This window comes from Planotetraspora thailandica (assembly GCF_016863335.1).
GTDB lineage: Bacteria > Actinomycetota > Actinomycetes > Streptosporangiales > Streptosporangiaceae > Planotetraspora > Planotetraspora thailandica.
The window spans coordinates 15,017-37,770 of record NZ_BOOR01000087.1 but is presented as its reverse complement, the minus strand read 5'-3'; the positions used below and the strand labels follow the sequence as shown (position 1 = coordinate 37,770).

19 protein-coding genes and 1 pseudogene are annotated in these 22,754 nt (G+C 68.3%); 10 read left to right on the top strand and 10 right to left on the bottom strand.

Annotated elements, in window-relative coordinates; all coding sequences use genetic code 11:
- The 3 genes from Pth03_RS39155 to Pth03_RS39145 all read right to left on the bottom strand — a co-directional run.
- On the bottom strand, positions 1-391 hold a 391-nt coding region (locus tag Pth03_RS39155; protein ID WP_203949576.1), incomplete at its 3' end, for a GMC family oxidoreductase N-terminal domain-containing protein.
- A gap of 33 nt (positions 392-424) precedes the next feature.
- The gene (locus Pth03_RS39150) at positions 425-2,128 is read right to left on the bottom strand and encodes a non-oxidative hydroxyarylic acid decarboxylases subunit C (RefSeq protein WP_275413283.1); all 1,704 of its coding nucleotides are present in this window, start codon (positions 2,126-2,128) and stop codon (positions 425-427) included.
- A gap of 47 nt (positions 2,129-2,175) precedes the next feature.
- Entirely contained in the window at positions 2,176-2,868 is a 693-nt protein-coding gene (locus Pth03_RS39145) for a non-oxidative hydroxyarylic acid decarboxylases subunit B (protein ID WP_505874727.1), read from the bottom strand.
- Between the two features lie 73 nt (positions 2,869-2,941).
- On the opposite strand from Pth03_RS39145, the gene Pth03_RS39140 reads away from it, so the two are divergent.
- Entirely contained in the window at positions 2,942-3,829 is an 888-nt protein-coding gene (locus Pth03_RS39140; protein ID WP_203949574.1) for a helix-turn-helix transcriptional regulator, read from the top strand.
- A 12-nt stretch (positions 3,830-3,841) separates the two neighbouring features.
- Here Pth03_RS39140 and Pth03_RS39135 read toward each other — a convergent pair whose 3' ends face one another.
- Positions 3,842-4,738: a sensor histidine kinase gene (locus Pth03_RS39135; RefSeq protein WP_203949573.1), complete on the bottom strand. Its 897-nt coding sequence runs from the start codon at positions 4,736-4,738 to the stop codon at positions 3,842-3,844.
- 260 nt (positions 4,739-4,998) lie between these two features.
- Here Pth03_RS39135 and Pth03_RS42730 point away from each other — a divergent pair, with 260 nt between their 5' ends.
- The gene (locus Pth03_RS42730; RefSeq protein WP_373318686.1) at positions 4,999-5,529 is read left to right on the top strand and encodes a TetR family transcriptional regulator C-terminal domain-containing protein; all 531 of its coding nucleotides are present in this window, start codon (positions 4,999-5,001) and stop codon (positions 5,527-5,529) included.
- Positions 5,526-6,860, top strand: coding sequence for a sensor histidine kinase (locus Pth03_RS39125; RefSeq protein ID WP_203949571.1), 1,335 nt, complete (start codon positions 5,526-5,528; stop codon positions 6,858-6,860). Before Pth03_RS42730 ends, Pth03_RS39125 begins: the two co-directional genes overlap by 4 nt.
- Before the next feature lie 279 nt (positions 6,861-7,139).
- Here the strand turns inward: Pth03_RS39125 and Pth03_RS39120 are convergent, their stop codons facing one another.
- Positions 7,140-7,547, bottom strand: coding sequence for a hypothetical protein (locus Pth03_RS39120; RefSeq protein ID WP_203949570.1), 408 nt, complete (start codon positions 7,545-7,547; stop codon positions 7,140-7,142).
- A gap of 165 nt (positions 7,548-7,712) precedes the next feature.
- Between Pth03_RS39120 and sigJ the strand changes: the two genes are divergently transcribed.
- Together sigJ and Pth03_RS39110 are read left to right on the top strand one after the other, a co-directional pair.
- A complete protein-coding gene (gene sigJ, locus Pth03_RS39115; protein ID WP_203949569.1) occupies positions 7,713-8,657 on the top strand; it encodes an RNA polymerase sigma factor SigJ in 945 nt (314 codons plus the stop codon).
- Between the two features lie 113 nt (positions 8,658-8,770).
- Positions 8,771-9,574 (top strand): class I SAM-dependent methyltransferase, encoded by an 804-nt coding sequence (locus Pth03_RS39110; RefSeq protein WP_203949568.1) that lies wholly within the window; start codon positions 8,771-8,773, stop codon positions 9,572-9,574.
- 54 nt (positions 9,575-9,628) lie between these two features.
- Here Pth03_RS39110 and Pth03_RS39105 read toward each other — a convergent pair whose 3' ends face one another.
- Entirely contained in the window at positions 9,629-10,087 is a 459-nt protein-coding gene (locus Pth03_RS39105) for a hypothetical protein (protein WP_203949567.1), read from the bottom strand.
- A 469-nt stretch (positions 10,088-10,556) separates the two neighbouring features.
- Between Pth03_RS39105 and Pth03_RS39100 the strand changes: the two are divergent.
- From Pth03_RS39100 to Pth03_RS39080, 5 genes and pseudogenes are all read left to right on the top strand, one after another.
- A pseudogene (locus Pth03_RS39100) lies at positions 10,557-10,737 on the top strand (transposase); the annotation flags it as partial.
- Positions 10,738-11,247: 510 nt separating this feature from the next.
- Complete coding sequence (locus tag Pth03_RS39095; protein WP_203949566.1) at positions 11,248-13,770, top strand: glycoside hydrolase family 97 catalytic domain-containing protein; 2,523 nt, start codon at positions 11,248-11,250, stop codon at positions 13,768-13,770.
- A gap of 50 nt (positions 13,771-13,820) precedes the next feature.
- The gene (locus tag Pth03_RS39090; RefSeq protein ID WP_203949565.1) at positions 13,821-15,077 is read left to right on the top strand and encodes an ABC transporter substrate-binding protein; all 1,257 of its coding nucleotides are present in this window, start codon (positions 13,821-13,823) and stop codon (positions 15,075-15,077) included.
- A gap of 5 nt (positions 15,078-15,082) precedes the next feature.
- Positions 15,083-16,003, top strand: coding sequence for a carbohydrate ABC transporter permease (locus Pth03_RS39085; protein WP_239119719.1), 921 nt, complete (start codon positions 15,083-15,085; stop codon positions 16,001-16,003).
- Entirely contained in the window at positions 15,996-16,859 is an 864-nt protein-coding gene (locus Pth03_RS39080; RefSeq protein WP_203949563.1) for a carbohydrate ABC transporter permease, read from the top strand. The genes Pth03_RS39085 and Pth03_RS39080 overlap by 8 nt, the downstream gene beginning before the upstream one ends.
- A gap of 62 nt (positions 16,860-16,921) precedes the next feature.
- On the opposite strand, the gene Pth03_RS39075 is transcribed toward Pth03_RS39080, so the two are convergent.
- From Pth03_RS39075 to Pth03_RS39060, 4 genes are all read right to left on the bottom strand, one after another.
- Positions 16,922-17,785, bottom strand: coding sequence for an AraC family transcriptional regulator (locus Pth03_RS39075; RefSeq protein ID WP_203949562.1), 864 nt, complete (start codon positions 17,783-17,785; stop codon positions 16,922-16,924).
- A 152-nt stretch (positions 17,786-17,937) separates the two neighbouring features.
- Positions 17,938-19,368, bottom strand: a complete 1,431-nt coding sequence (locus Pth03_RS39070; protein WP_203949561.1) for an FAD-dependent oxidoreductase — start codon at positions 19,366-19,368, stop codon at positions 17,938-17,940.
- A 23-nt stretch (positions 19,369-19,391) separates the two neighbouring features.
- Positions 19,392-19,535 (bottom strand): hypothetical protein, encoded by a 144-nt coding sequence (locus tag Pth03_RS39065; RefSeq protein WP_203949560.1) that lies wholly within the window; start codon positions 19,533-19,535, stop codon positions 19,392-19,394.
- A 167-nt stretch (positions 19,536-19,702) separates the two neighbouring features.
- Complete coding sequence (locus Pth03_RS39060; protein WP_203949559.1) at positions 19,703-22,540, bottom strand: AfsR/SARP family transcriptional regulator; 2,838 nt, start codon at positions 22,538-22,540, stop codon at positions 19,703-19,705.
- Positions 22,541-22,754 lie beyond the last annotated feature (214 nt).

Genomic DNA, 22,754 nt, shown 5'->3' with positions numbered 1-22,754 from the left:
CCACTAGTGCGTTCTCCGTGCGTTTGAAGTAGGGCAGCAGGTCGTCGAAGCTCCACCCTTCCACCTGCCAGGCGTCGTAGCTGGACCGATGCCCGCGGGCGAAGATCATGCCATTGATCGAGGACGACCCGCCGAGCCCGCGTCCGCGCGGCAGGAGAACGGACGTGCCGGTGGCCGCCTGTTCGATCGTGAAGTCGCCCCAGCAGGCCGGGCTCCTCAGCAGCGTCGGCCAGGCGGGTGGCGTGGCCAGGGCTTCCGGCGGCTGCCCGTCGCCGGCCTCGAGCAGAAGGACGCGTGTGTCGTCGCGCTCCGACAAGCGGGCGGCGAGCACGCATCCGGCGGTGCCGCCGCCGACCACGATGAAGTCGTGACCGTGCGTCGCAGATCTCATGGTGTCCCCCGAGTCCATGGTTGTTTCGAATGGTCACGCCCGCGTCGGCGGGATGATCGGCATCTCGTTGGCGTTGCGGATGTCCTCGACGGTCACCCTGAACGCCTCCGGATAGGCATCACGCCGGGTCCGCCGAGCGGGTTCGCTGGTGCGCCACATGTAAAGGCACTGCGGGCACCGCAGAACGTCCCAGGCACCGGGAACCGGCGAGGTGAAGAGCTTCTCGACGGTCCCGTGAGCGCAGCGCGGGCAGGTCGAGCTGTGACTTGTGTCCGCAACTGGTGTGTGACGCTCCGTACCCGGGGCGGCGGCATCGCGGCCGGTCGCCAGCTGCTGCAGTTTGATGAGCCACTCCCCGGTCTCGGGCAGGTCACGCACCTGAGTGCCATGGCTGCCGCGGCTGTCCGGCGCCACGGGTGTGGTCGCGTCGATGATCAACTTGTCGATGACGCCGGGCGTGCGGGCAGCGGGATCCAGTGCTATGACGGACAGATTCGGCACGATGACCAGGTCGTCGGCCGGGTTCATCTTGGTCGACAGCGCCCACATGACCTGGGGCAGATCGAAGGGATTGACGTCCTCGTCCACCACGATCACGGTGGCGGCGTAGCCGAGGCCGTGCGGGGTGGTCAGAAGGCGCATGCCGACGGCCTTGGCGAACCCGCCGTACCGCTTCTTCGTGGACACGATGACGACCAGTCCGTGGGTGTAAAGCGCGTTCACCGCCTGAACCTCGGGGAAGTCGGCCTTGAGCTGCGTGTACAGCGGCACGCACGTGTTGGCGGCCATCAGGTAGTCGATCTCGGTCCATGGCATGCCGAGGTAGAGGTGCTCGAAGACGGGATTCGTGCGGTACGAGATCTTGTCGATGCGGATGAGAGGCACTTCGCGACCGCCGGAGTAGTGCCCCGTGAACTCGCCGAACGGCCCTTCGATCTCACGCCTGCGGCCCTCGACGACGCCCTCGATGATCACTTCTGATCCCCATGGCACAGGCAGTCCGGTGAGCGGCGCCCTGCTGATCGGGGCGGGCGCACCTCGCAGCGCGCCGGCCAGGCCGTACTCGTTCTCGTCGTACCTCATGGGGGTGGAGGCAACGATGGAGATGACCGGGTCGTTTCCGACGGCGATGGCGACGGGGAGGTCCTCGCGCCTCTCCTCCGCCTTGCGCAGGTGCAGGGCGATGTCGTGCATCGGCACCGGATGCAGGGCCAGGGTCGCCTTGCCTTTGACCTGCATCCGGTAGATGCCGACGTTCTGCTTGTCGCTGTTGTCCGGGTCGTCGGGATCCTTCGAGATGACCGCGGCCTTGTCGATGTAGAAGCCGCCGTCGCCGTCGTTCAAGCGCAACAGCGGGAGCACCGTGAAGATGTCGACGTCGTCGCCTTCCAGAGTGTTCTCGGCCCATGGCGGGTTCTCCCGCTCCTCGGGCTCGACGGGGAAGTCCGCCCAGCGCCTGGTGAACTCCTCGACCTGTTCTCTGGTGCCGGTCTCCTTGGGCAGGTCCAGGGCGAGCGCGTGATTGGCCCACGAGCCGTGCACGTTCATCGCGATCTTCGCGCCGGTGAAGCCGGCGACGTTGTCGAAGTAAAGGGCGGGGGCCGCGTCGCCGAGGCGCGGTACGGCGTTCGCCGCGGCGGCGATGTCCGGCTCCGGCATCACCTCCTCGTTGATGCGCAGGAGTTGCCCTTCCTTGTCGAGGGCGTCGAGAAAACTCCGCAGGTCGTCGTAGGCCATGACGGGTTCCTTTCGCAGATCGGACGATCGGTACGCGGGAGTGCGGGTCAGGGAGTGAGGCGCAGCCCGCGGGCGGCGCGCATGCCCTCCCATCGCCGGGCGCGAGGCGCAGGCAGATCGAACTGGTCGAGGACCCGTGCCGTGATGTGGTCCACGATGTCGTCGACCGAACGAGGGTGGTTGTAGAAGGCCAGCATGGGCGGCACCACCTGAGCCCCCCGGCGGCTGAGCGCGAGCATGTTCTCCAGGTGGATCTCGCTCAGCGGCGTCTCGCGAGGGACGAGCACGAGCCTGCGCCGCTCCTTGAGGGCCACGTCGGCGGAGCGGGCGATCAGCCCGTCGGCGTACCCGGCGCGGATCCCGGCCAGGGTCTTCATCGAGCACGGTGCGATCACCATGCCGTCGGTCTTGAACGAGCCCGAGGAGATCGGCGCCCCCTGGTCCTCGGGCTGGTAGGCGACATCGGCGAGCGCGCTGACCTCGCCGACCGTGCGACCGGTTTCCAGCTCGATGGTGGTCCGCGCCCAGCGGCTGAGGACCAGGTGGGTCTCCACTTCCGGCAGGTCGGCCAGGTTCTCCAGCAACCGGATGCCGATCGCCGCACCCGTCGCGCCTGTCATGCCCACGATCAGTCGCACGATGGTCAACCCTCTCGATTCGCGGTGGACACCGCGTGGATGGTGAGAGCTTTTTCGGACACCGCATCGTCGCGCGGTCCGGCGGCCATCGATGCTTCGCATGCCTCTGACCAGCTCCTTTGCGCCAACGATAACCGCGTTCGGGCGCTCCGAAGTTGTACGCTGGAGACATACCATGGACAGAAACGGACACATCGTCGTTACGGACGTCCCGTACAGGGCTTCGGTCGGAGCTCCGCCGGGCGTGGAAGTGGTCGACTTCGTCGGCCTGCCTGCCCGCGCTCGCAGTCACGATGTCGACCTGTACGCGCCCAAGCGGTTGGCTTTTCACGAGCTCATCACCGTGCGATCAGGCACCCTGCGCTATTCGGTGGACTTCACCGAGCACGTGCTGATCGAAGGCGCGTGGATGTGGTCTCGTCCTGGTCAGATCCAGCAGTTCCGCTCCGACCTCACCGCGGCCGAAGGCACCGTCGTCCTCTTCGAGCGCAGCTTCTTGAGCCCTGGCACCGTGGAGGTCGCGCGCGTCGACCAGTCATCCTGGCAACGGCCGCTGATCCCTGAGGGCACGGACCGGGCCGTACACGGCGTCCTGGATCTGCTGGAAAGCGAGTACCGCAGCCAGGCCTGCCCCTCGCTCGAAGTGCACGTGGAGGTGCTACGGCATCTGCTGGCCGTCCTGGTTCTGCGTCTGACACAGGCACACGGCGGCGTGGACCACGACGGTGCGGACGTGACGGAGGCGTTCCGCCGCTTCCAGAGCGCGGTGGATCGCGACTTCGTTCGAACCCGCCGCGTGGAGGACTTCGCCAGGGACCTGGGTTACAGCGTCCGCACCCTCACCCGCGCGACACGAGCGGCCGCCGGTTGCGGCGCTAAGCGTTTCATCAACGATCGAGTCCTCCTCGAGGCCAAGCGCCGGCTCGTGCACACCGACCTGGCGGTCGCGACCGTCGGTGAGCGGCTCGGCTTCTCGGAGGCCACGGTCTTCACCAAATTCTTCCGGCAGCGAACCGGTGAGACCCCGGCCGCCTTCCGCGCCCACTCGAGGGGCATCGCCTGAACATGGGATCCTTCAGTCGTTCGTGACCAGGGGCATCCGCAGGACGAAGCACGCGCCACCCGAAGCGGAGTCTTCCACGTGGAGGCTGCCGTTGTGGGCGAAGGCGATGTCGTGGGCGATGGCCAGGCCGAGGCCGGTGCCTCCGCAGTCACGGCTACGGGCTGAGTCCAGCCGGACGAAGCGGTGGAAGATCCGCTCACGGTCGGTTGGGGCGATGCCCTCCCCGTCGTCGGCGATGGCCAGTTCGGCGCTGTCGCCTGCACGGCGCAGGTCGATCCGTATCGTCCCTGCGGCGTGTCGGTGGGCGTTGTCGAGCAGATTGGTGAGCATTCGGGTGACGTGAGATGGGACGGCATCGACCGTCACCTCGGGGTCGAGGTGAAGCTGTATCTCCTGCTCTCCCTCGCGGTGGGCGGTCAGCTCCCGGACCAGTGCCGTGAGGTCTACCTGCTCCATCGTGGCCTGGGCGGCTGTCCCCAGCCTGGCCAGCAGGAGCAGATCAGCGATGATGCTTTGCACTCGGCCCAGATCACGGAGAGCGTGTTCAAGAAGGTTCCGCAGGTCGGTGTCGTCTGGATTCATCTGGGCGTCTTCCAGTTGCAGGCGCAGCCCCGCCAGAGGAGTACGCAATTCGTGTGAGGCGTCCAGGGCGAACTGCCGTTGCTGGTCGAGCGCTCGCTCCGCGCGCTTCTCGGCCTGCTCCAGCCGGCCAAGGAGGGTGTTGACGGCTGCGGCGAGCCGTACGATCTCGCCGTGCCCCTGCGTCTCGGGTAAGCGGCCGGACAGGTCACCGACGTCGAGGGCGGCCAGTTCGGCGCGGATGGCCGAGATCGAGTTCAGGGCCCGGCCCCGCACCTGCAACCTGATCCACGCCAGCGGAACCACGATGCAAAAAGCCCGGAGAGCCACCAGTCGGAGCAGGCGGCGTCGGCCCGCTCCAGTAGAGCCGGCATCGAGACATGCGGCCCCGGGCCCGCGACCGAAGGCCCTTCTCATGTCCGCGCTCCCATCCGCTACGCAGTGCGCTGCCCGGCGGTTGATGACATAGCTGACGGGTGATCGGCCGGCGCTCGACTGTCACGCGCCGCAGTGAGGGCGACCTCTCAGGCTGACCAGTTCGCGAACGGCTTCCATCTGGAGTGCCGGCACGGAGGCCCCGCCACCCGGAAATGGACGAGTTCGTCCAGTTTGTGTATACAAGCGCAGATTGTCAAGTCTTCGAGGGGCCAGCCGGTTCACGCACCAGAAAGGTAGGGTTACTAAATGTGTCCAGCCGAGGGACGGGGAAAGATCCTTCGCGACTTACCGCGCGCGGCGCAGCCACTCGCGAAAACGCGCTGGTCGCAGGCCCACACGACGACGAGGGGACCTACCGATGCCCGCTCGGCTCGCCGGCCAATGAACTCGGCGGACGGTCCGGCAGCGCTCACCGCCTACTGGCGGCCGCCTTTGATTCCTGGAGAGACACTTTGGCGAGCGGCCTGGCTCGAATGCAGGAAAACGGCGAAGTGGACCCCGAGGTCACCGCGGAGGAACTCGCCGTCGGAGTCATCGCCGCGATACAGGGCGGATATCTGCTCGCCGGGACGACGCAGGATGCACAGCCCTTCGCACTCGCCCTCGACATGGCGCCGAGCTCGGCCAAGGGTCACATGAGGACAGATCACCAGCGGCTCCGGGTTCTTGACATCCCGACTTGACAAGTTCGGGCAACTTTGGATTGAGTGGACGAAATCGTCCAATTTGGGTCAGTGCAGCGACTGCTCGACCAGGCGCGATCCGTCGATGCCAGGTGTCAAAAGAGCTGGTCGGCCGCGCGGGAAACGGTGAAGCAATGCCGTCACTGTGCTCCATTCAGGTGCGCTACACGACGGTGGTGACGCTCCTCGTCCTCGTGATCGTGGTTGTGGTCGGCACGAGCATGGATCTGGCGGTCCGCTACAGGGTTCGAGACGAAGCGTTCCTCAATGCCGAGAAGATCGTCCTCCGGTGGAGTGCGCAGGTACGGGGCGGGCATCTGCCGCATCCCATTCCCGCCTCCGCCGGCGTCGACCTCATTCAAGTGGTGGACGCCCGGGGCAGGATCGTGAACTCCAGCCCTCAGACGGGCCGGACGCGTCTCAGCAGGTTCAGACCGGAGCCCGGCAACCGCTTGCAGCGGCGGACCGAGTGCCTCCCGGGCAGGCAGTGTGTCCTGCTGACGGCTGACAGGATCTCACCGAATGCGGATTCCCCTGTCGTATACGCCGGCACGGCAGAGCCGTCGATTCTGGCGACGCACGACCTCGAGTACGTCATCGCGGCGGCCGCGCTTCTGATGACCGTCATGTTGGGATGGATGACGTGGCGGATAACGGGCCGGTCGCTGCGCCCGATGGAGCAGCAGTACCAACTGGCCTCCACCACTTCCCACGAGCTCCGCAATCCGATCGCCGGCCTGCGGTTGCAACTGGAGGGGGCTCTGCTCTATCCCGATCACGTCAATCCTCGCGACACCATTCAGCGAGCCCTGTCGACCACCGACCGGCTCGAGGCGATCGTCGAGGACCTGCTGCTACTGGCCCGGCTGCATGGGGGTGAGCATGCGCCGCACGAGCCGATCGACCTTGGAGTACTGGTAACGGAGGAGGTGGGGACACCCGCCCCCACTATGCCGGTGCACGCGGAGGTGACAGGGAATGTATGGGTGCACGGCTCACGGACCCAGTTGATCCGGCTGCTGAGCAACCTGCTGAGCAACGCGCGGCGGCACGCCGAGACCGGCGTCACCGTATGGGTCGCCTCCGCCCACGGCCAAGCGGTCGTGGAAGTGACCGATGACGGAGCCGGCATCGAATCGGCCGACCGTGAGCGAGTTTTCGAGCGGTTCGTACGTCTGGAAGACGGACGCCGCCGTGACGCCACCGGCAGCGGACTCGGCCTCGCGATCTCCCGCGACATCGCCCACGCTCACCGGGGAACTCTGCGTATCGAGGATTCCGCCTGCGGCGCCCGGTTCGTCCTCCGGTTGCCGCTGATAGAGGGGAAATGAACCGCCGGGGAGAGCTCGCTCTCCACCATCAGCTCATCACTCAGAGCCGGCCGCGCTCAGGGTCGGGCGCGGTTACGCGCCCTCACCTGAGGCTGTCGGGCGTTACCTGCTGTAGTTCTTCCCTGGGGGCCTACCGGGGATCGGCTTGCCGATGAGAGCGACGGGCACGAGCAAGCAGAAGTGGCCGATCGCTAGGGTGAGCGTCCAGAGCCGATGCGCTCCTCTGTTTCCCCGGCCTTGCGGAGGGCGTCGACCCGCCGGATGGTGAGGTCTTCCCTTCTAGATCACAGCGGTGTTTTGAGGCTTTGCGGCGCGGCCACCGTGGGCCGCGGCGGCCACGTGAGTGCGGCGGGCGGCCCAGACCCGGCTGAGCTGAAGGACGCTCATGCCGAACATCAGCACGCCCAACGGGACGTGCACGGTCTTCACGTGCGCGATGCCCAGCGCTATCTGGGCCAGCGTGAGCCCGAAGAACCCGGCCGCGTACAGGATGGGCCTGGGCGAGCCGCCGCCCGGCCGCCACACCAAGATCGCGGTGATCAGGTGCAGCAGGGTCACGTAGAACACCGTGTACGCCCCGACGCTGTGCAATGTCCCTGCGTCGGGCGAGGACAACAACAGTCCGGCGGTGATCGCCTGGACGAAGAGGGCCAAGGTTTGCAGGGTGATCGCGACACGCAAGAACATGGGTGCCTCCTTGACGACTGCGGCGACGGTCTGCGTGGTGGATGGTGTCTCAGTAGTCCGACGACGCAACCGCTGGGAGTGTGAGGTGAACGCCGACCTCACATTCCGAGGGGCTGTGCCGTCGAACCGGTGAGGACAGCTGCGACCAAGGGAGTCGGCGACACCATGACCACCCCATCCGAGCCAGGAGACGGCCGGTCCGATCCGAGCCTGAGCGCGATCATGAGCGAGCGGCGTCAGCTGATCAATCTCGCCTACCGGCTCCTCGGCTCCCTGGCCGACGCCGAGGATGTCGTACAAGAGACCTACACCCGCTGGTACGCCATGACCCGGCAACAGCAGGAGGCCATCACCACGCCCGGCGCCTGGCTCACGAAAGTCGCCGGCCGCATCTGCCTCGACCTGCTCGGCTCGGCACGGGCCCGGCGCGAAAGCTACGTCGGCGAATGGATCCCGGAGCCGCTCCCCGACCGCACAGAATGGATCAACGGACGGTCCGGCGACACCACCACCGACCCGGCTGACCGCATCACCCTCGACGAGTCGGTCAACATGGCCTTCCTCGTCGTACTCGAATCGATGACCCCGGCCGAACGCGTCGCGTTCATCCTGCACGACGTCTTCCGCTACCCCTTCACCGAAGTCGCCGAAATCGTCGGCCGCACCCCGGCGGCATGCCGCCAACTGGCCACCTCAGCCCGCCGCCGCATCCACGCCTCACAACCTCCCGCGACTCCCACAGCCCAGCAGGCCGGGATCGTCAGAGACTTCAAGCAGGCATGGGAAGCCAAGGACATCAACGCCCTCATCGGCCTCCTCGACCCCGACGCCACGGGCATCGCCGACGGCGGCGGCCTCGTCAGCGCCGTACTCCGCCCCATCGTCGGCGGCGAGCAGATCGCGCGCTACGCCATCGACATCGCCGGCAGGGTCCCCGACCTGACGATCCTGGAGCGTACGGTCAACGGCCAGCCGGGTCTGGTGGCGCAGCAGGACGGCGTCACCGTGATGGTGATGGCGTTCGACGTGGCAGGCGACCGGATCAAGCGCCTATGGGCGATACGCAACCCCGAGAAGCTCCGGCCGTGGACGGTGGGGCCACAGCACTAGGAACGAAACACGCAGTGGTGTAAGACCTTGTGTAAGTCGCCGAGGCCCCGGAGGCAGGTCGATGCTGTCCGACCGCTTGCAACGCGTCCAGCGCACGTAGTGAAGGGGTCGCGGTGCGACATTCCGCAAGCGAACATCCGCTCGACCCCAGCGGCTACGACGCCGAACTGCGGCGGCACGACCAGGTGCTGCGCCGGGCCTGTGGCGTCCGACTCCACGACCACGTCCTCGACATCGGATGCGGAACCGGGCAGACGACCCGGCAGGCCGCCCGCACAGCACAGGCAGGCAGCGCGCTCGGGGTCGACATCTCCGCGCCCGCCATCGAGCGTGCCCGCGAGTTCGCCCGGAGCGAGGGGCTCCGCAACGTCACCTTCGACCACGCCGACGCGCAGGACCACCGCTTTCCGCAGGCGCGCTTCGACCTGGCGATCAGCAGGTTCGGCACGATGTTCTTCGACGACCCCGTCGCCGCGTTCGCCAACATCAGGCGGGCGCTGCGCCCGGCCGGGCGCCTGGTGATGATGGTCTGGCAGCCCCACGAGCGCAACGAGTGGGCGGTCGCCATCCACCGATCCCTCGCAGGATCCAAGGGGCCGGTGGCCGCGGCCTCCGCCGGACCGGATCCGTTCTCGCTCGCCGACCCGCCGGCCGTGAAGGAGATCCTGGGCGCTGCGGGGTTCGCCGACATCACCTTCACCGACGTCCACGAGCCGGTCTACTACGGTCCGGACGTGGCCGCCGCCCTCGAGTGGGTCCGCGGCTTCACCTGCACCAGCGAGGTGCTGAAGCGGCTGGACCCCACCGCCGCGGCGCGCGCGGTCGGGCGCCTGCGCGAGGCGCTCGCCGCGCACCTGAGCGACGACGGGGTCTGGGTCGACTCCCGCGCCTGGATCATCACCGCTCGTTGCCACTGAGAGGGAACACGACCGCGCTCAGCCAGATGATCAACGGCGGCACCCGCCGGAAGGTCAGGCGACGACGCTGATCCCGGGCATGGGGCAGAGCAGCTGCTGCTTCGCCTCGAAGTGCTTCGTGGCACTCCAGTCGACCGTCTTGCCGGCTGGGACCTTGACCAGGGTCTGGGCGTAGTCCAGCGTGGTCGCCTTCGTAGTGGTGAAGTAGACAACGATCTTGTAGGTGATCGGCTTCGCCCCGGGGTTGGTCGCCGTCCCCTTGGCGCCCCAGCCACCTGGTACGGCCGCGCACGCGGTCTGCACGATGTTGCCGCGGATGTCGGGGTCGTTGGTGATCTTCTTGGGGAGCGCCTTCGCCGCGATGTTCTCCGCAGCCGGTGCCGACGTCGGCGACTTCTCCGGAGTGTTGCCCGTGGCGTCACCCCCCGAAGAACATCCTGCGGCCAGAGCGGAGGCCAGGATCACCAGCACAGAGGCTTTCACCATCGAAGGCGACGCATGTTTTGTACTCATTCAACGACTCTCGCGATTCTCGTGGACGCGGAATTCCTCGGCTGATGCGACTTCGCGACATCAGGTGAGCGGTTAATACCGATCGCCACGATCCTACGGTCGCCCTCGACGGCCGATATTCGTCGTTGCACATCGCTGACCCCGGCTTGATGCGATGTTCTCGTTTCGCGGAATCGAATTCTCCGCGATTGCGCCATATGGCAAATAGGCCGAGATGGCGACGGCTGCTCGCTCCCATCGCAGGTCGAAGGTCGTGATTTCGGCAGAGGATTCGTCTCACGATCAGGCATCGGCGACAAAGCCCATCAGCCGAAGGCGAAGGTGATTGTCCGCTGATGCGTGCCATTATCGGCGACCCAATTCATTGGCGAAAAGTACTTTTTGTCGATAAGGATTCTCGTCCGGAATCGCCAGGGGCCTGATCTCAGATGTCCATTCAAACCGGATTCACGCCCACAATGCCCCATCGGACACGACCTGCCCCAAGGCGCGGGTCGACCACCGGGTCGTCTCCCAACCCGTGGTCATCACCATCGGCGTCAACTCCCAGCCGCCAGAGATCCTCGGCTTCGCCGTCGGAGACAGCGAAGACGGCGCATCTGACCGCGTTCCTGCGCTCCCTCGAAGCCCGCGGCCTATCGGAGCAGCAGTGCCGCGTCTTGTACGACGTTGATCGCCTTGGCGTGGGGGCTCCCCTCGCGGCGCGGCAGCGGCCGATGCGAGCAAGCCGGAGCCTCCGGAATGGCCCCGGAGCCGTTCACCGACGCAGTCGAAATGTCCAGCCCATGCAACGGTTCCACCATTCCGGCCGCTGTCGGGTGGGGTCCATAGTTTTGCCTCACTCATCCAGGCCCGTCTGGGTGAAGCGCCCCCACCACGCCCCTCCGGAGGTGAAATGTCGCGAGTAATCGGGCAGCGACGCACGACCCGCGACGGTCGGGCTTCCGTTGGGCCTTGGGGTGATCACCCTCCTCATCGATGACGCATCCCCGGCGGCCCCACTCGCCGTCGTGACGTGATGTGGGCCCCGCCCAGATCGTCGGATCATCCATGGTCCGGCGAGGAAACCCCGTGGCCGGGGACGGCGCTCCAGAGAGCGTCACCGTGCATGGCGGATCACCGCCATGTGAACAACTTGAAAGCCTGCGATGGAGAACGTGTTGAGCGACGAGGTACGCCCCCTAGCCGCATCGAAGGCGGGCGCGCTGAGGGCCCAGGTGCGAACCGGCGAAACCGGTGTGCTGCTGACCGTGACCTGGAACGACGAGGTGGTCCTTGACGAGGTCCGGCTCGGGTTCACCCTTGACGGTGCGGAACTCGGCACGAACGCGGAGCTCGTGCATGTCGTGAACCGCACGGTCCGCGACCGGATCAGCATGCGTTCCGGCAAGTCCGCGGGAGACCACCCCTACGAACATCAGGAGAGCGTCCACACCTTTCGCGAGGCGGGCGGCGTCGAATGGCAGGTCATCCTGCGCGTCGCGCATGACGGCGTCGCGATCCGCTACGCGTTGCCCGCGCTCGACGGGATCGCCCGCGTCACCGGCGACCGCACCGCCGTAACGCTTCCCGCCCAGGCGAGGAACTGGGTGCTGGAGTACCAAACCTGGTACGAGACCCCGCGCTTCGGAGCCGGCACCGGCGAGCTGTCGGGCGGCTCGTACGGCTTCCCGTTCCTCACCCGTCTCGACGCGGCCATTCACATGCTGATCACCGAGTCGGGTATCGACGGCCGCTTCGCCGGCGCCCATGCAGAGCTGGGTGAGCCGGACGCGGACGGCGACCGGACATTACGGTTCGCCCTCGCCGACGACAGCGTCGAGGTCGCTCGGGGCGTCGTCACACCGTGGCGCGTCATCCTCATCGGCGCGCTCCCCGCCCTCGTCTCCTCGCTCCTCGTCGACGAGCTCGCACCGGCGATCTCTCCGGATCTGGAGGACGCGACCTGGGTTCGGCCAGGTCGCGCCGCCTGGTCGTGGTGGTCGGACTTCTACTCGGGCGCGCAGCTGGACAAGCAGAAGCACTTCGTCGACGTCGCCGCCGACCTGGGCTGGGAGCACCTGCTCATCGACTGCGGATGGGAGGAGACCTGGGTGCCGGAGATCGTCGCCTACGCGAGCCGGCGCGGCATCCAGGTCCACCTGTGGACCATCTGGCGCGACCTCAACAGCCCGGAAGACCTCAGGAAGCTGGCGCTGTGGCGCTCGTGGGGAGTCGCCGGGATCAAGGTCGACTTCATGGAGTCGGAGTCCAAGGACCGCTACCGCTGGTACGACACGATCCTCACCGAGACCGCACGGCTCGGCCTCATGGTCAACTTCCACGGATCGGTCATCCCCCGCGGGTGGGCGCGCACGTTCCCCCAGGTCATCGGGTACGAGGCGATCCGCGGCGCCGAGTACTACGTGTTCTTCGAGAACCAGGCGCTCTCCGCGTCCCACAACGTCATCCAGCCGTTCACCCGGAACATCGTCGGGGCCATGGACGCCACACCGGTCGCGTTCGGCGCCGCGAACCGCACGACGAGCGACGGTCACGAGCTCGGGCTGTCGGTGGCGTTCGAATGCGGCATCACCCACTTCGCCGACCACGTCGACGCCTACATCGCACGCCCGCTCGCAGCCAGGTTCCTGTCGGAGCTGGCACCGGTCTGGGACGAGACGGTGCTGCTGGCAGGCGACCCCGACAGCCACGCCGTCATCGCCCGCCGATCCGGCGACCGCTGGTTCGTGGGCGGCATCGCCACCGGGGACGCGCGTACGATCCGGGTGCCGCTGGACGGGCTCGACGGCGTGGGGCCGGACGCCGAGATCTGCGTCGTCGGCGACGTGTCGCCGTCGTCGGGCGAGGCGCCGGCCACCGGACTCACAGAAACGATCACGACTGCCACGGGCGCGATCGACGTCGAGGTCGCCCGCGACGGCGGCTTCGTCGCCATCGTCGCTCCCGCGGGCACGGATCTGTTCCGAGCCGCGCCCAGGCCGCATCATCTCGCGCCGGTCGCGCTCCCCTCCATCGCCGAGACCGGACCGGACGGAACCGCGTCGATCACGACCGACGGCGACGCCCGGCTGCGCCTTCCCTCAGGCTGGTCGGCCGACCGCGTCGGCGAGGCGGACTGGATCGTCCGCCCTGATTCCTCGCTGCGGCCCGGACGGCTTGGCGTCGTGACTGTCGAACGTGACGCCGACGGCACGGTGTCCGTCGTCTCCCACGTGAGAGTCGTCCGCCCCATGACCCCCGGCGAGTACACGTTGTCGGATCTGCCGATGATCGCGTTCGTCAACGACGACGGGCCCGTCGAGCGGGACCAGTCCAATGGGGCGGGCAACCCCGGCGACGGCCGGCCCATGCGTGTGGCCGGCCAAGGATTCGAGCGCGGCCTCGGCACGGCGCCGTACTCGGAGGCGCGCTTCCACCTCGGTGGGCGCGCTGAAACCCTCACCGGCGCCGTCGGCGTCGACGACGAGTCGACGGGCGCCGCCAGGGTCGGCATCGTCGCGGACGGTCGCGAGATCTTCAGCGCCGTCGTCGAGGCGGGCAAGCCCGTCACGACCTTCAACCTGGGGGTTCAGGGCGTGCAGACCCTGTGCCTGCGCGGCGAGACCGTGACTCCGGACGACTCCGGCGTGCACGTCGACTGGATCGACACCTCCGTCGTCGTCGCCTCCCCCACCAGATGACACCGTGCCGGTCACGCACGACCGGCACGCGACACCATCAGAGGAACACTATGAAACGCACATGGGTCGCCGTCACGGCGATCGTCGCGGCGGCGACACTCCTCACCGCCTGCTCAGGCGGATCCGGTGAAGGGTCGAACGAGAAGGTCACTCTCACCTACGCAAACTGGAGTGAGGATCAGACTCCGGCGATGCAGCAGATCGCCACCGAGTTCGAGAAGGCCAACCCGAACATCACCGTCAAGATCCAGACTCTGCCGTGGACGGAGTACTGGTCGACCCTCCAGGTCGGAGCCGCCGGGGGCACCGCGCCGGACGCGTTCTGGATGCTCGGCGACCACTTCCGCGAGTACGCCAAGGGAGGTCAGCTGCTCGATCTGTCCGACACCGTCAAGTCGGCCGGAATCGACATGAGCGTCTACCCCAAGGCCGTCACCGACTCCTACACCTACGAGGGCAAGTCCTTCGCCCTGCCGAAGGACTTCGACACCAACGGCATCTGGTACAACAAGGCGCTCTTCGACGCCGCGGGCGTCAAGTACCCCGATGACACGTGGGACTGGCAGGACGTGCAGGACGCGGCCAAGAAGCTGACCGACCCCGCCAAGGGCGTGTGGGGCATCGCGGCGCCGATCGACGCGCAGGGCGGCTTCTACAACACGATCCTGCAGGCCGGCGGCAACATCGTGAATCCGGACGGCACCGCCTCCGACTTCGGGAGCCCCGCAGGCGTCGCGGGCCTGAAGTTCTGGACCGATCTGCAGGCCGCCGGCTCCTCCCCGACGCTGAAGCAGCTGTCGGACACCGAGGCGGTCTCGATGTTCGAGAACCAGAAGGTCGCCATGTACTTCTCCGGGGCGTACTGGGCTCTGCGGTTCCACAAGAACCCCGACCTGAAGGGCAAGATCGACGTCGCTCCGCTGCCCCAGGGCGTCAAGCGGGCCACCGTCACCAGCGGCATCGGCAACGCCGGATACGCAGGCAGCAAGCATCCCGAGGAGCTCAAGAAGTTCCTCGCCTTCCTTGGCGGGACCAGGGCGGCCGAGATCCAGGCGGCGACGGGAACGGTGCTCCCCGCCTACAAGGGGACGCAACAGCCCTGGCTCGACTCGATGCCCGAATACCACCTGCAGGTCTTCATCGACGCCATCGACTACAGCGTTCCGCTGCCGGTCCAGGGCAACGCGTCCGAGTGGCAGGGACTCGCCCCGCAGTTCCTGACCGACGCGTGGGACGGCAAGAAGCCCGTCGAGCAGGCGGCGAAGGAGTACCAGGACGCCGTCGACCAGGTGCTCACCAAGAAATGACGAACGTGGCAACGAAGTCCGTGCGGCGGCCGACCGGCCGCCGCACAGGCGTCAGCACACCTGGCGCGTGGTCGGCGCTGGCGTTCATCGCTCCGGCGACGATCGGCCTGGTCGCCTTGTACCTGTGGCCGTTCCTGTCGACGCTGGTCAAGAGCTTTGAGGACGTTCCGGCGTTCGGGGACGCGACCTTCGTAGGGGTGGACAATTACACCACCCTCCTCGCCGACGCCGACTTCTGGAAGGCGTTACGGAACTCCGCGCTCTACACGGTGATCGTCCTGCTCGGCATCCCCGTCGCAGTCGTACTGGCCGCACTGATCGAGCAGGTCGGCCGGGGACGCGCCGTCTACCGCGTGTTGTTCTTCCTGCCGGTCGTCACCCTGCCCGTGGCCATCGGCATGGTCTGGCGGTTCATCTACAACGGCGACTTCGGGCTGCTCAACTACGTGTTGTCGTGGTTCGGAGTCGACGGGCAGTTCTGGGTGGCCGACCCCCGGTTCACAATCTTCGCGTTCGGGGCCGTCGGCATCTGGATGGGCCTCGGCATCAACCTGATCATCCTCGGGGCAGGGCTGCAGGCCATCCCGAAAGCCCTCTACGAGGCGTCCGGCCTTGACGGCGCCGGCCGCGTCCGGCAGTTCTTCCACATCACCCTGCCGCTGCTCAGCCCGAGCATCTTCTTCGTGACGATCCTCAGCGTGATCGCCGCCCTGCAGATGTTCGACCTGATCTTCATCATGCTGCGCAGTGTGAACAACACGGCCCTGACCGACTCCAAGACGATCGTCTACCTCTTCTACGAGAAGGCGTTCGTCCAGTTCCACCAGGGTTACGGAGCCGCGATCGCGATCGTCCTCCTCATCGTGATCATGATCGCCACGGCCCTCCAGTTCCGACTGCAGAAATCGTGGGTCTTCTATGGCTGAGTCCACCGCCCGCCGCGCGCCCGGCATCCCATGGCGCAGGAAGCCGTCCCGCACCTGGCCGATCCACGCGATCCTCCTCGTCTCTGTCGCCTTCATGGTGGTGCCGTTCATCTGGCAGATCCTCACCGTGTTCAAGACGACCGCCGAAGTCTCCAGAATTCCTCCGGCCATCTGGCCGGAGGAATTCAGCCTCCACTCGTTCGAGACGTTCTTCTCGACTGTGCCGTTCTGGTCGATGTTCGCGGTCTCGGCCGGTTCGCTCACCCTGCGGGTCGCCGGCCAGATCGTGGTCGCCGCACTCGCCGGGTACGCGTTCGCGCGCATCCCCTTCCGCGGCGGCAACGTGCTGTTCGGCCTGTTCATCGTCATGCTGATGGTGCCCAGCCAGCTCTTCCTGATCGGCCAGTACCAGCTCGTCCGCGACCTGGAGATGCTGGACACCCTCCCGGCGCTCGCCATCCCGGGCATGTTCTCCGCGTTCGGGACCTTCCTCATGCGCCAGGCCTTCCTCACCATGCCGAAGGACTACGAGGAGGCGGCCAGGCTCGACGGTGCCGGCACCTTCCAGGTGTTCTGGCACGTCATGGTGCCGATGGCGCGGCCGACGCTGGCCGCGTTGTCCGTGCTCACGGGCCTCTACTCGTGGAACGACCTTCTCTGGCCCCTCATCGTCTCCCCCTCGGGGGAGAATCGGCCGCTTCCGGTGGGCCTGGCGGGACTCCAAGGACAGTTCGGCACGGACTATCCGACCCTCATGGCGGGAGCCCTGGTCTGCTCGTTGCCTCTCGTGATCGTCTTCCTGCTGCTGCAACGGCAGTTCTTCGCGGGCATCGCGAGCAGCGGGCTGAAGGGATGACAGGATCGAGCGCACCGCCGGGAGGCGTCTGGCTGCCCGCCCTCATCGTGACGCGGGAGCCCTCAACCCTTTACGCGATTGCGGTACTCGGTGGGGCTGGCCTCGTGCATCCGCTTGAAGTGACGGGAGAAGTAGAACGGGTCGCGGTAGCCGACCTTGCGGGCGATCGCCGCGACGGTCGCGTCCGTGGTGTCGAGGAGGTTGCGCGCCTGCGCCATGCGCAGCGCCGTGTGGTGCGCGAGCACTCCGCCCCCGGTCGCGCGGCGGAACAGCGCGCTCAGATGCGACGGGGAGATGCCGACCAGCGACGCCAGGTCAGCCACCCGGACGGTGCCGTCCAGCCGCTCGGCCAGGTAGGCCATCGCGCGCTGAAGGGGATCACCGGGCGCCGGCATGACACGATCGACCACGATCTGGGTGAGGAGCTTCCACGCGGCGCCGGCCGCACCCATCAGGCTCACCGACGAATGATCCCGTTCGAGCACGGTCACGATCTCGTCGAGCAGGGCGACCGCTCGGTCCAGACGGCCGATCGGGACCACCGGTCTGGACTCGCTCGCGCCGATCGCCTCGGTGAGCTCCGCTACATCGGCGCCTCGCAAGTGGCACCACCAGATCGTCCAGGGATTGTCGTCGGAAGCACCGTAGGCGTGCGGGACGCCACGAGGGATGACCAGCGCCGCGTTCGCTTCGACGCGATGCCGGGCGCCCCCGATGTTCGCCCATCCCGCGCCGGCCGCGCAGAGGATGAGAATGGCCTCCTCGATGCCGACCTGCCGCCTCATCAGGTGGTCCGCCGCGTTCGGATAGTAACCGGCGTCGGTGATCATGAGGCGTCTCGTCACCGGGCGGGAGCTCGCCTCGGCGACGACCCGGCGCGGGACGACGGACAGCCGTTGGTTGGGGAACCCCTCCTCGATCGGCATCGGCACATCATGGCACACGTCATCGGATCGTCCAGGTGATGCGCTCAAGCGCGGGGGGTGCCGTCAGAGGGATCGCGCAGCAGGCGCCGACATTGTTCCAATCGGTCGAGGGCGCCGGCGGCGGGCGAGCTGATCCAGCCCGCCCGCCCACGTCACTGACCGGCCGGAGTCTTCACCCGCGCCGTGACCTCATGGCGGGCCGTCGTACTGCCGGAGCGCGGCCGGAGCACACGGGCCAGGACGCCCGGCGACAACAGGTGCTGCGGAGGGGCCTGGAGGTTGGCGACGCTCAGAAAGGCGTGCCCGACCACAGGGTCCGCCTCCGCGGCCGCGTGGAGCCGGGTGAGGTAGCCGTTGAGCAGCTTCACCCGCAAGGAACGTGGGCCCTCGACCGACGGGAACCGCAGATCGCCGCCGACCGACATGTCCCACGGCACATCGATGATCCGCGCCGCACGCCCGGAGAACCGGCGGGCCAGGCCGTCCTGTCCCCCGTCCGCCAGGCATTCGCGCAGCGCGACGGCCTCGCAGGCGGCGACGGTCATACCTTGCCCGTAGCTGGGGTTGAACTGGCATAAGGCGTCGCCGAAGACCACGTAGCCCTCGGGGAAGCGGCCCAGCCGCTCGTAGCGGCGCCGGATGCTCACCGGGATGCGCATCAGGCGGGGCTCCCCGAGCGGTTCCAGGCGCTGCAGGAGGTGGTGCAGGTCCTGGACCGGGAGCCGGGCGGCGAACCGGTGGTATCCGTCCGGGTCGACCGGGGGAACGTCGTCGCCCATGCCGTACAACGTGACGAGCCAGCGGTCGCCCTCAGCGCTGAGCGCGACCCCGCCCCTCGGTACGGCCGCGCTGTGCCCCACGATGAGGGCGACGACGTCGGCGTCGCCAGGCCGGCGCCGGTACTCACGCGAGACGTACACCAGCCGGGAGTCGACACGTTCCTCCGGCGCGGTCTCATACCCCAGCCTGCGCAGCCACTCGGCGCCGCGGTTGCCCCGGCCCGTGGCGTTCACCACGAGGTCCGCCGGCATGTCCTCCGGCCGGTGGTCCGCGCACAGCAGGCGCACTCCGGTGACCGCGCCGGGTTCGGCATGGTCGCCGGCGGCGATCAACTCGACCACCTCGCAGCGCTCGCGGATCACCACGCCGGGGAGGGCCGCGACGCGGGACCGCAGACGCCATTCGAGGTGGGGCCGGCTCACCGTCAGGCCATGCAGCCGCGAGGGCGCCGGGTGAAGCCGCCGGCCGTCGTTGTACCAGCGGACGTCATTGTGGATGTCGCACGGGACGGCTCCCGCGGCGACCAGCTCGGCGGTCAGCCGCGGGAAGAGCTCCTCGAGGATCTCGCTGCCCCGAGAGAGCAGACCGTGCGCGTGCCGGCCCTGCGGCACCCCCCGTCGCGGTATGCCCTCATCAGGCAGTGCGTCACGGTCGATCACCGTGACCCGGTCGAATGTCTCGCTGAGCACCCGGGCCGCCAGCAGCCCGCCGATTCCCGCTCCGACGACGACGGCGTGCCCTGTGTGTCCGATGTGCCCTGCGTGTCCGATGTGCCCTGTGTGCCGGTTGCCGATGTCTTTCATGGTGGCCTCGCCCTCTCCTCGGTTCAGCCCCACTGGGAGGGGTCGCCCGCCACTGACCACTGGGATGGGTCGCCGTCGGCGGCGTGGGCGGCCGTCGCGCCCAGTCCGACCAGGAGCCCCGGGGCGATTCCGGCCGTCGCCACGGTACGGATCATTCGCTTGATCACGGTTCACCTCGTTGTCCGGCCGCCCGTTACAAGGCGGCATTGGTTGACAGCAACGAGGATCTGCGTGAGCGCTCGGCGGTCACTGGGAAGGCGCTTCGGCGGCCACTGGGAATGGGCTTGGACTTGCACCTGCCCGCCGGCGGACAGGATCGGATGGGGCTTCCGGATCAGCGACGCGGGATCAGCCCGGCCAGGAGGACGCTCGCCTCCCGCCGGGACAGTGCGCGGCCGCGGGCCGCACAGCGTTCGTACGCGTCCGGCGGAAGTGCCTCGCGTACGGCGGCGGCCTCGCGCGGCCCGTCCAGCGGGTCCATCAGTTCCGGGGAGACGCCGGCCCGCACACCGATGGCCTCCACCGCGCCCATCAGCACGGCCGCCTGCTCCGCCTGTCCGGTCAGCGCGAGGGCGCGAGCGGCGCTGTGCACGGTCACCAGCCAGAAGGAGATGTCACCGTAACGGTCCATGGCGGCGAGGATGTCCCCCGCGATGGCGAGTGCCCGCACGCCGTCCCCACGGTCTGAGGCGGTCTTCATGTCACACCAGGCCGCCCCGTCCGCGACCCAGTCGTGGCCACTCGCGTGGGCTGCGGCGATCGCCTCCTGGAACACGGCGTTCGCCCCCGGCAGGTCCCCCAGGGCTCGGAGCACCATGCCCTGGACCATGAGTGTCTCGGCCTCCATCCAGTCCTGGCCGCTGCGCCGGGCGATCGCGACGGCCGCGCGGGCGAGGGTCGCCGCGTCGACGGGTGCTCCGGCCAGCAGGCCCAAATAGGCGGCGTAGGCGGTCGCGCCGGCCTCGGTCACCACGTCGCCGGCCTCGCGGGCCTCCTCGACCGCCGTCCGTGCCGCCTGGTGGGCCTGCGCCGTCTGCCCGGCGAGATAGCCGAGGGAGGCGACGGCGAACCGGGCACGCGCCCGCGTGCCCGCGTCGGCCTGCGGGGCGGCCGCGAAGGCCTCGGACAGCCAGGCGAGTCCCTCCCCGACATGGCCCATGCGGAACCAGAACCAGGAGAGTGCGCCGCCCAGCCGCAACGCGTAGTCGCCGTGACCCTCCGCCAGCGCGGAGGCGAAAGCGGCCCGGAACTGCGGCTGGTCCCGGCTCAGGCCGTCCAGCAACACCGCCCCCTGCGGGCCCCGGAGGTGGCGTTCGGTGCTCTCGGCCCGAACCAGCGCCCACGCGCGGTGGCGCCTCTCGGCCTCGGCCAGCTCGTCGGATGAGAGCTTGCCCAGGGCGTAGTGGCGCAGGGTCTCCAGCATCCGGTATCGGCGCGGCGCCGTTCCAGGTTCGGCGGTGACCAACGATTTGCGGACCAGCGCGGAAAGTGGTGCCAGCACGGAAGTGACTCCTCCGACCGCGGCGGCCGCCTCGAGGTCGAAACCGGCGTCGAGCACACCGAGGCGGTAGAAGAGCCGGCCTTCCGTCGGCTGCAGCAGCTGGTCGCTCCAGGCGACGGTGTCCAGCAGCGTGCGATGGCGGTCCGGCCGCCCGGCCGGCCCGCCGACCAGCAGGGTGAACCGGTCCCCCAGGGCATCGGCGATCTGGCCGACGGACAGCGTCCGGCATTGTGCGGCGGCCAGCTCGATGGCCAACGGGATGCCGTCGAGCCTCGCGCACAAGCGAGCGATCTTTTCTCTGTCGTCCGGCCCGGGCGCCCAGCCAGGCTGCGCGGCAGCCGTACGGCGGACGAAGAGTTCCGCGGCGTCCGTGGCGGCGTCCAGGGGCGGCACTTCGTAGACGATTTCACCAGTGATGTCCAGGGATTCGCGGCTGGTGGCCAGAATCCGTACGCGGCCGCAGCGCGTCAGCAACGTGTGGACGAGCATGGCGGCCGAGACCAGCAGGTGCTCGCAGTTGTCCAGCACGATCAGCAGGTCGCGGTCGGCGAGCATTCCGGCCAGCTGGTCGGGGGACGACGAGGCGGGCATGCCCAGGGCAGCGGCGACGGTGGCGGTGAGCAACTCGGCAGTGTGCAGGCCTGCCAGTTCTACGAGCCAGGGCCCGTCGGCGTCGGCGCGGGCGCGTGCGGCCTCCAGGGCCAGGCGGGTCTTCCCGACCCCGCCCGGGCCGGTGAGCGTGACCAGCCGGTGCCCGTCAAGCAGACCGGCGACAGCCGCGAGGTCGCCTCCCCGGCCGACGAAGCCGGACAACGCGAACGGCAGGTTGCCCGAACGCGGCGCCGGATCCGCGGTGTGCGGTTCGGGGGCGGACACAAGGCTCTTCCTCGCTGGTACGGGGGCCAGCCGCGGATCCTGGGCGAGTACGGCCGCCTCCAGGTCGCGCAGTCCACGTCCAGGGTCGATGCCGAGTTCGTCGGCCAGCCGTCTGCGCACGGTGCGAAGCGCGGCCAGCGCGTCGGCCTGCCGTCCGGACCTGTAGAGCGCCAGGGTGAGCAGTTCCCAGCCGCGCTCCCGCAGCGGCTGCTCGGCCACCAGCGCTTCCAGCTCGCCCACGGCCGCTGCGTGCTGCCCGGATTCGATGACGGCGGCGAGCCGGTCCTCGTGCACCGCGGCCCGCAGATCCTCCAGCCGGGTGACGTCGGGCGCTGCGAAGGAGGCCCCGTTGACGTCCGCATACGCCGGTCCCCGCCACAACGCGAGCGCCTCTCCGAGCAGTTCGGCGGCGGTCTCCGGTTCGCCGCCGTCCAGCGCGCGCCGGCCACGTGCGGCCAGATCGGTGAAGCGCTCGGCGTCGACGGCGGCCGGGGCCGCCCGAAGTGCGTATCCGGGTCCCTCGAGCACCAGGAGCCGGGCCGGAGCACGGGGGGCCCGCTCCGGCTCCAGCGCGCCGCGCAGATCGGCGATGTATCCGTGGAGAGTCGTCATGGAGGGCGGCGAGGAGTCCTCCCACACTTCGGAGAGGATCCGCTCCGCCGAGACGACCCTCCCCCGCGCGATCAGCAACCGTGCCAGCACCGCCCGCTGACGGAGCCCGCCAAGCGCCGCCGGTCTGCCGCGCACCTCAGCCCGGAGCGACCCGAGCACCCCGAACCGGACGCCTTCGACCACCGGCGACCTCCGTCCGTCGTCGACCGGCCATGAGGCAGGCCGGGCCACCGTCGATGATCCGCTAGTTCGAGGAGCACTTCCAGGTGTGGACCGTACCTTCTGGTCCGCACCTCGCCGTTGTGGACGAGGCATCGATGGAATCGCACCGAATTGCTCAAATAGGCAACGTGTTGACGAATGCTTCCGGCAGAATCTTGCAACAACACTGCAAAGT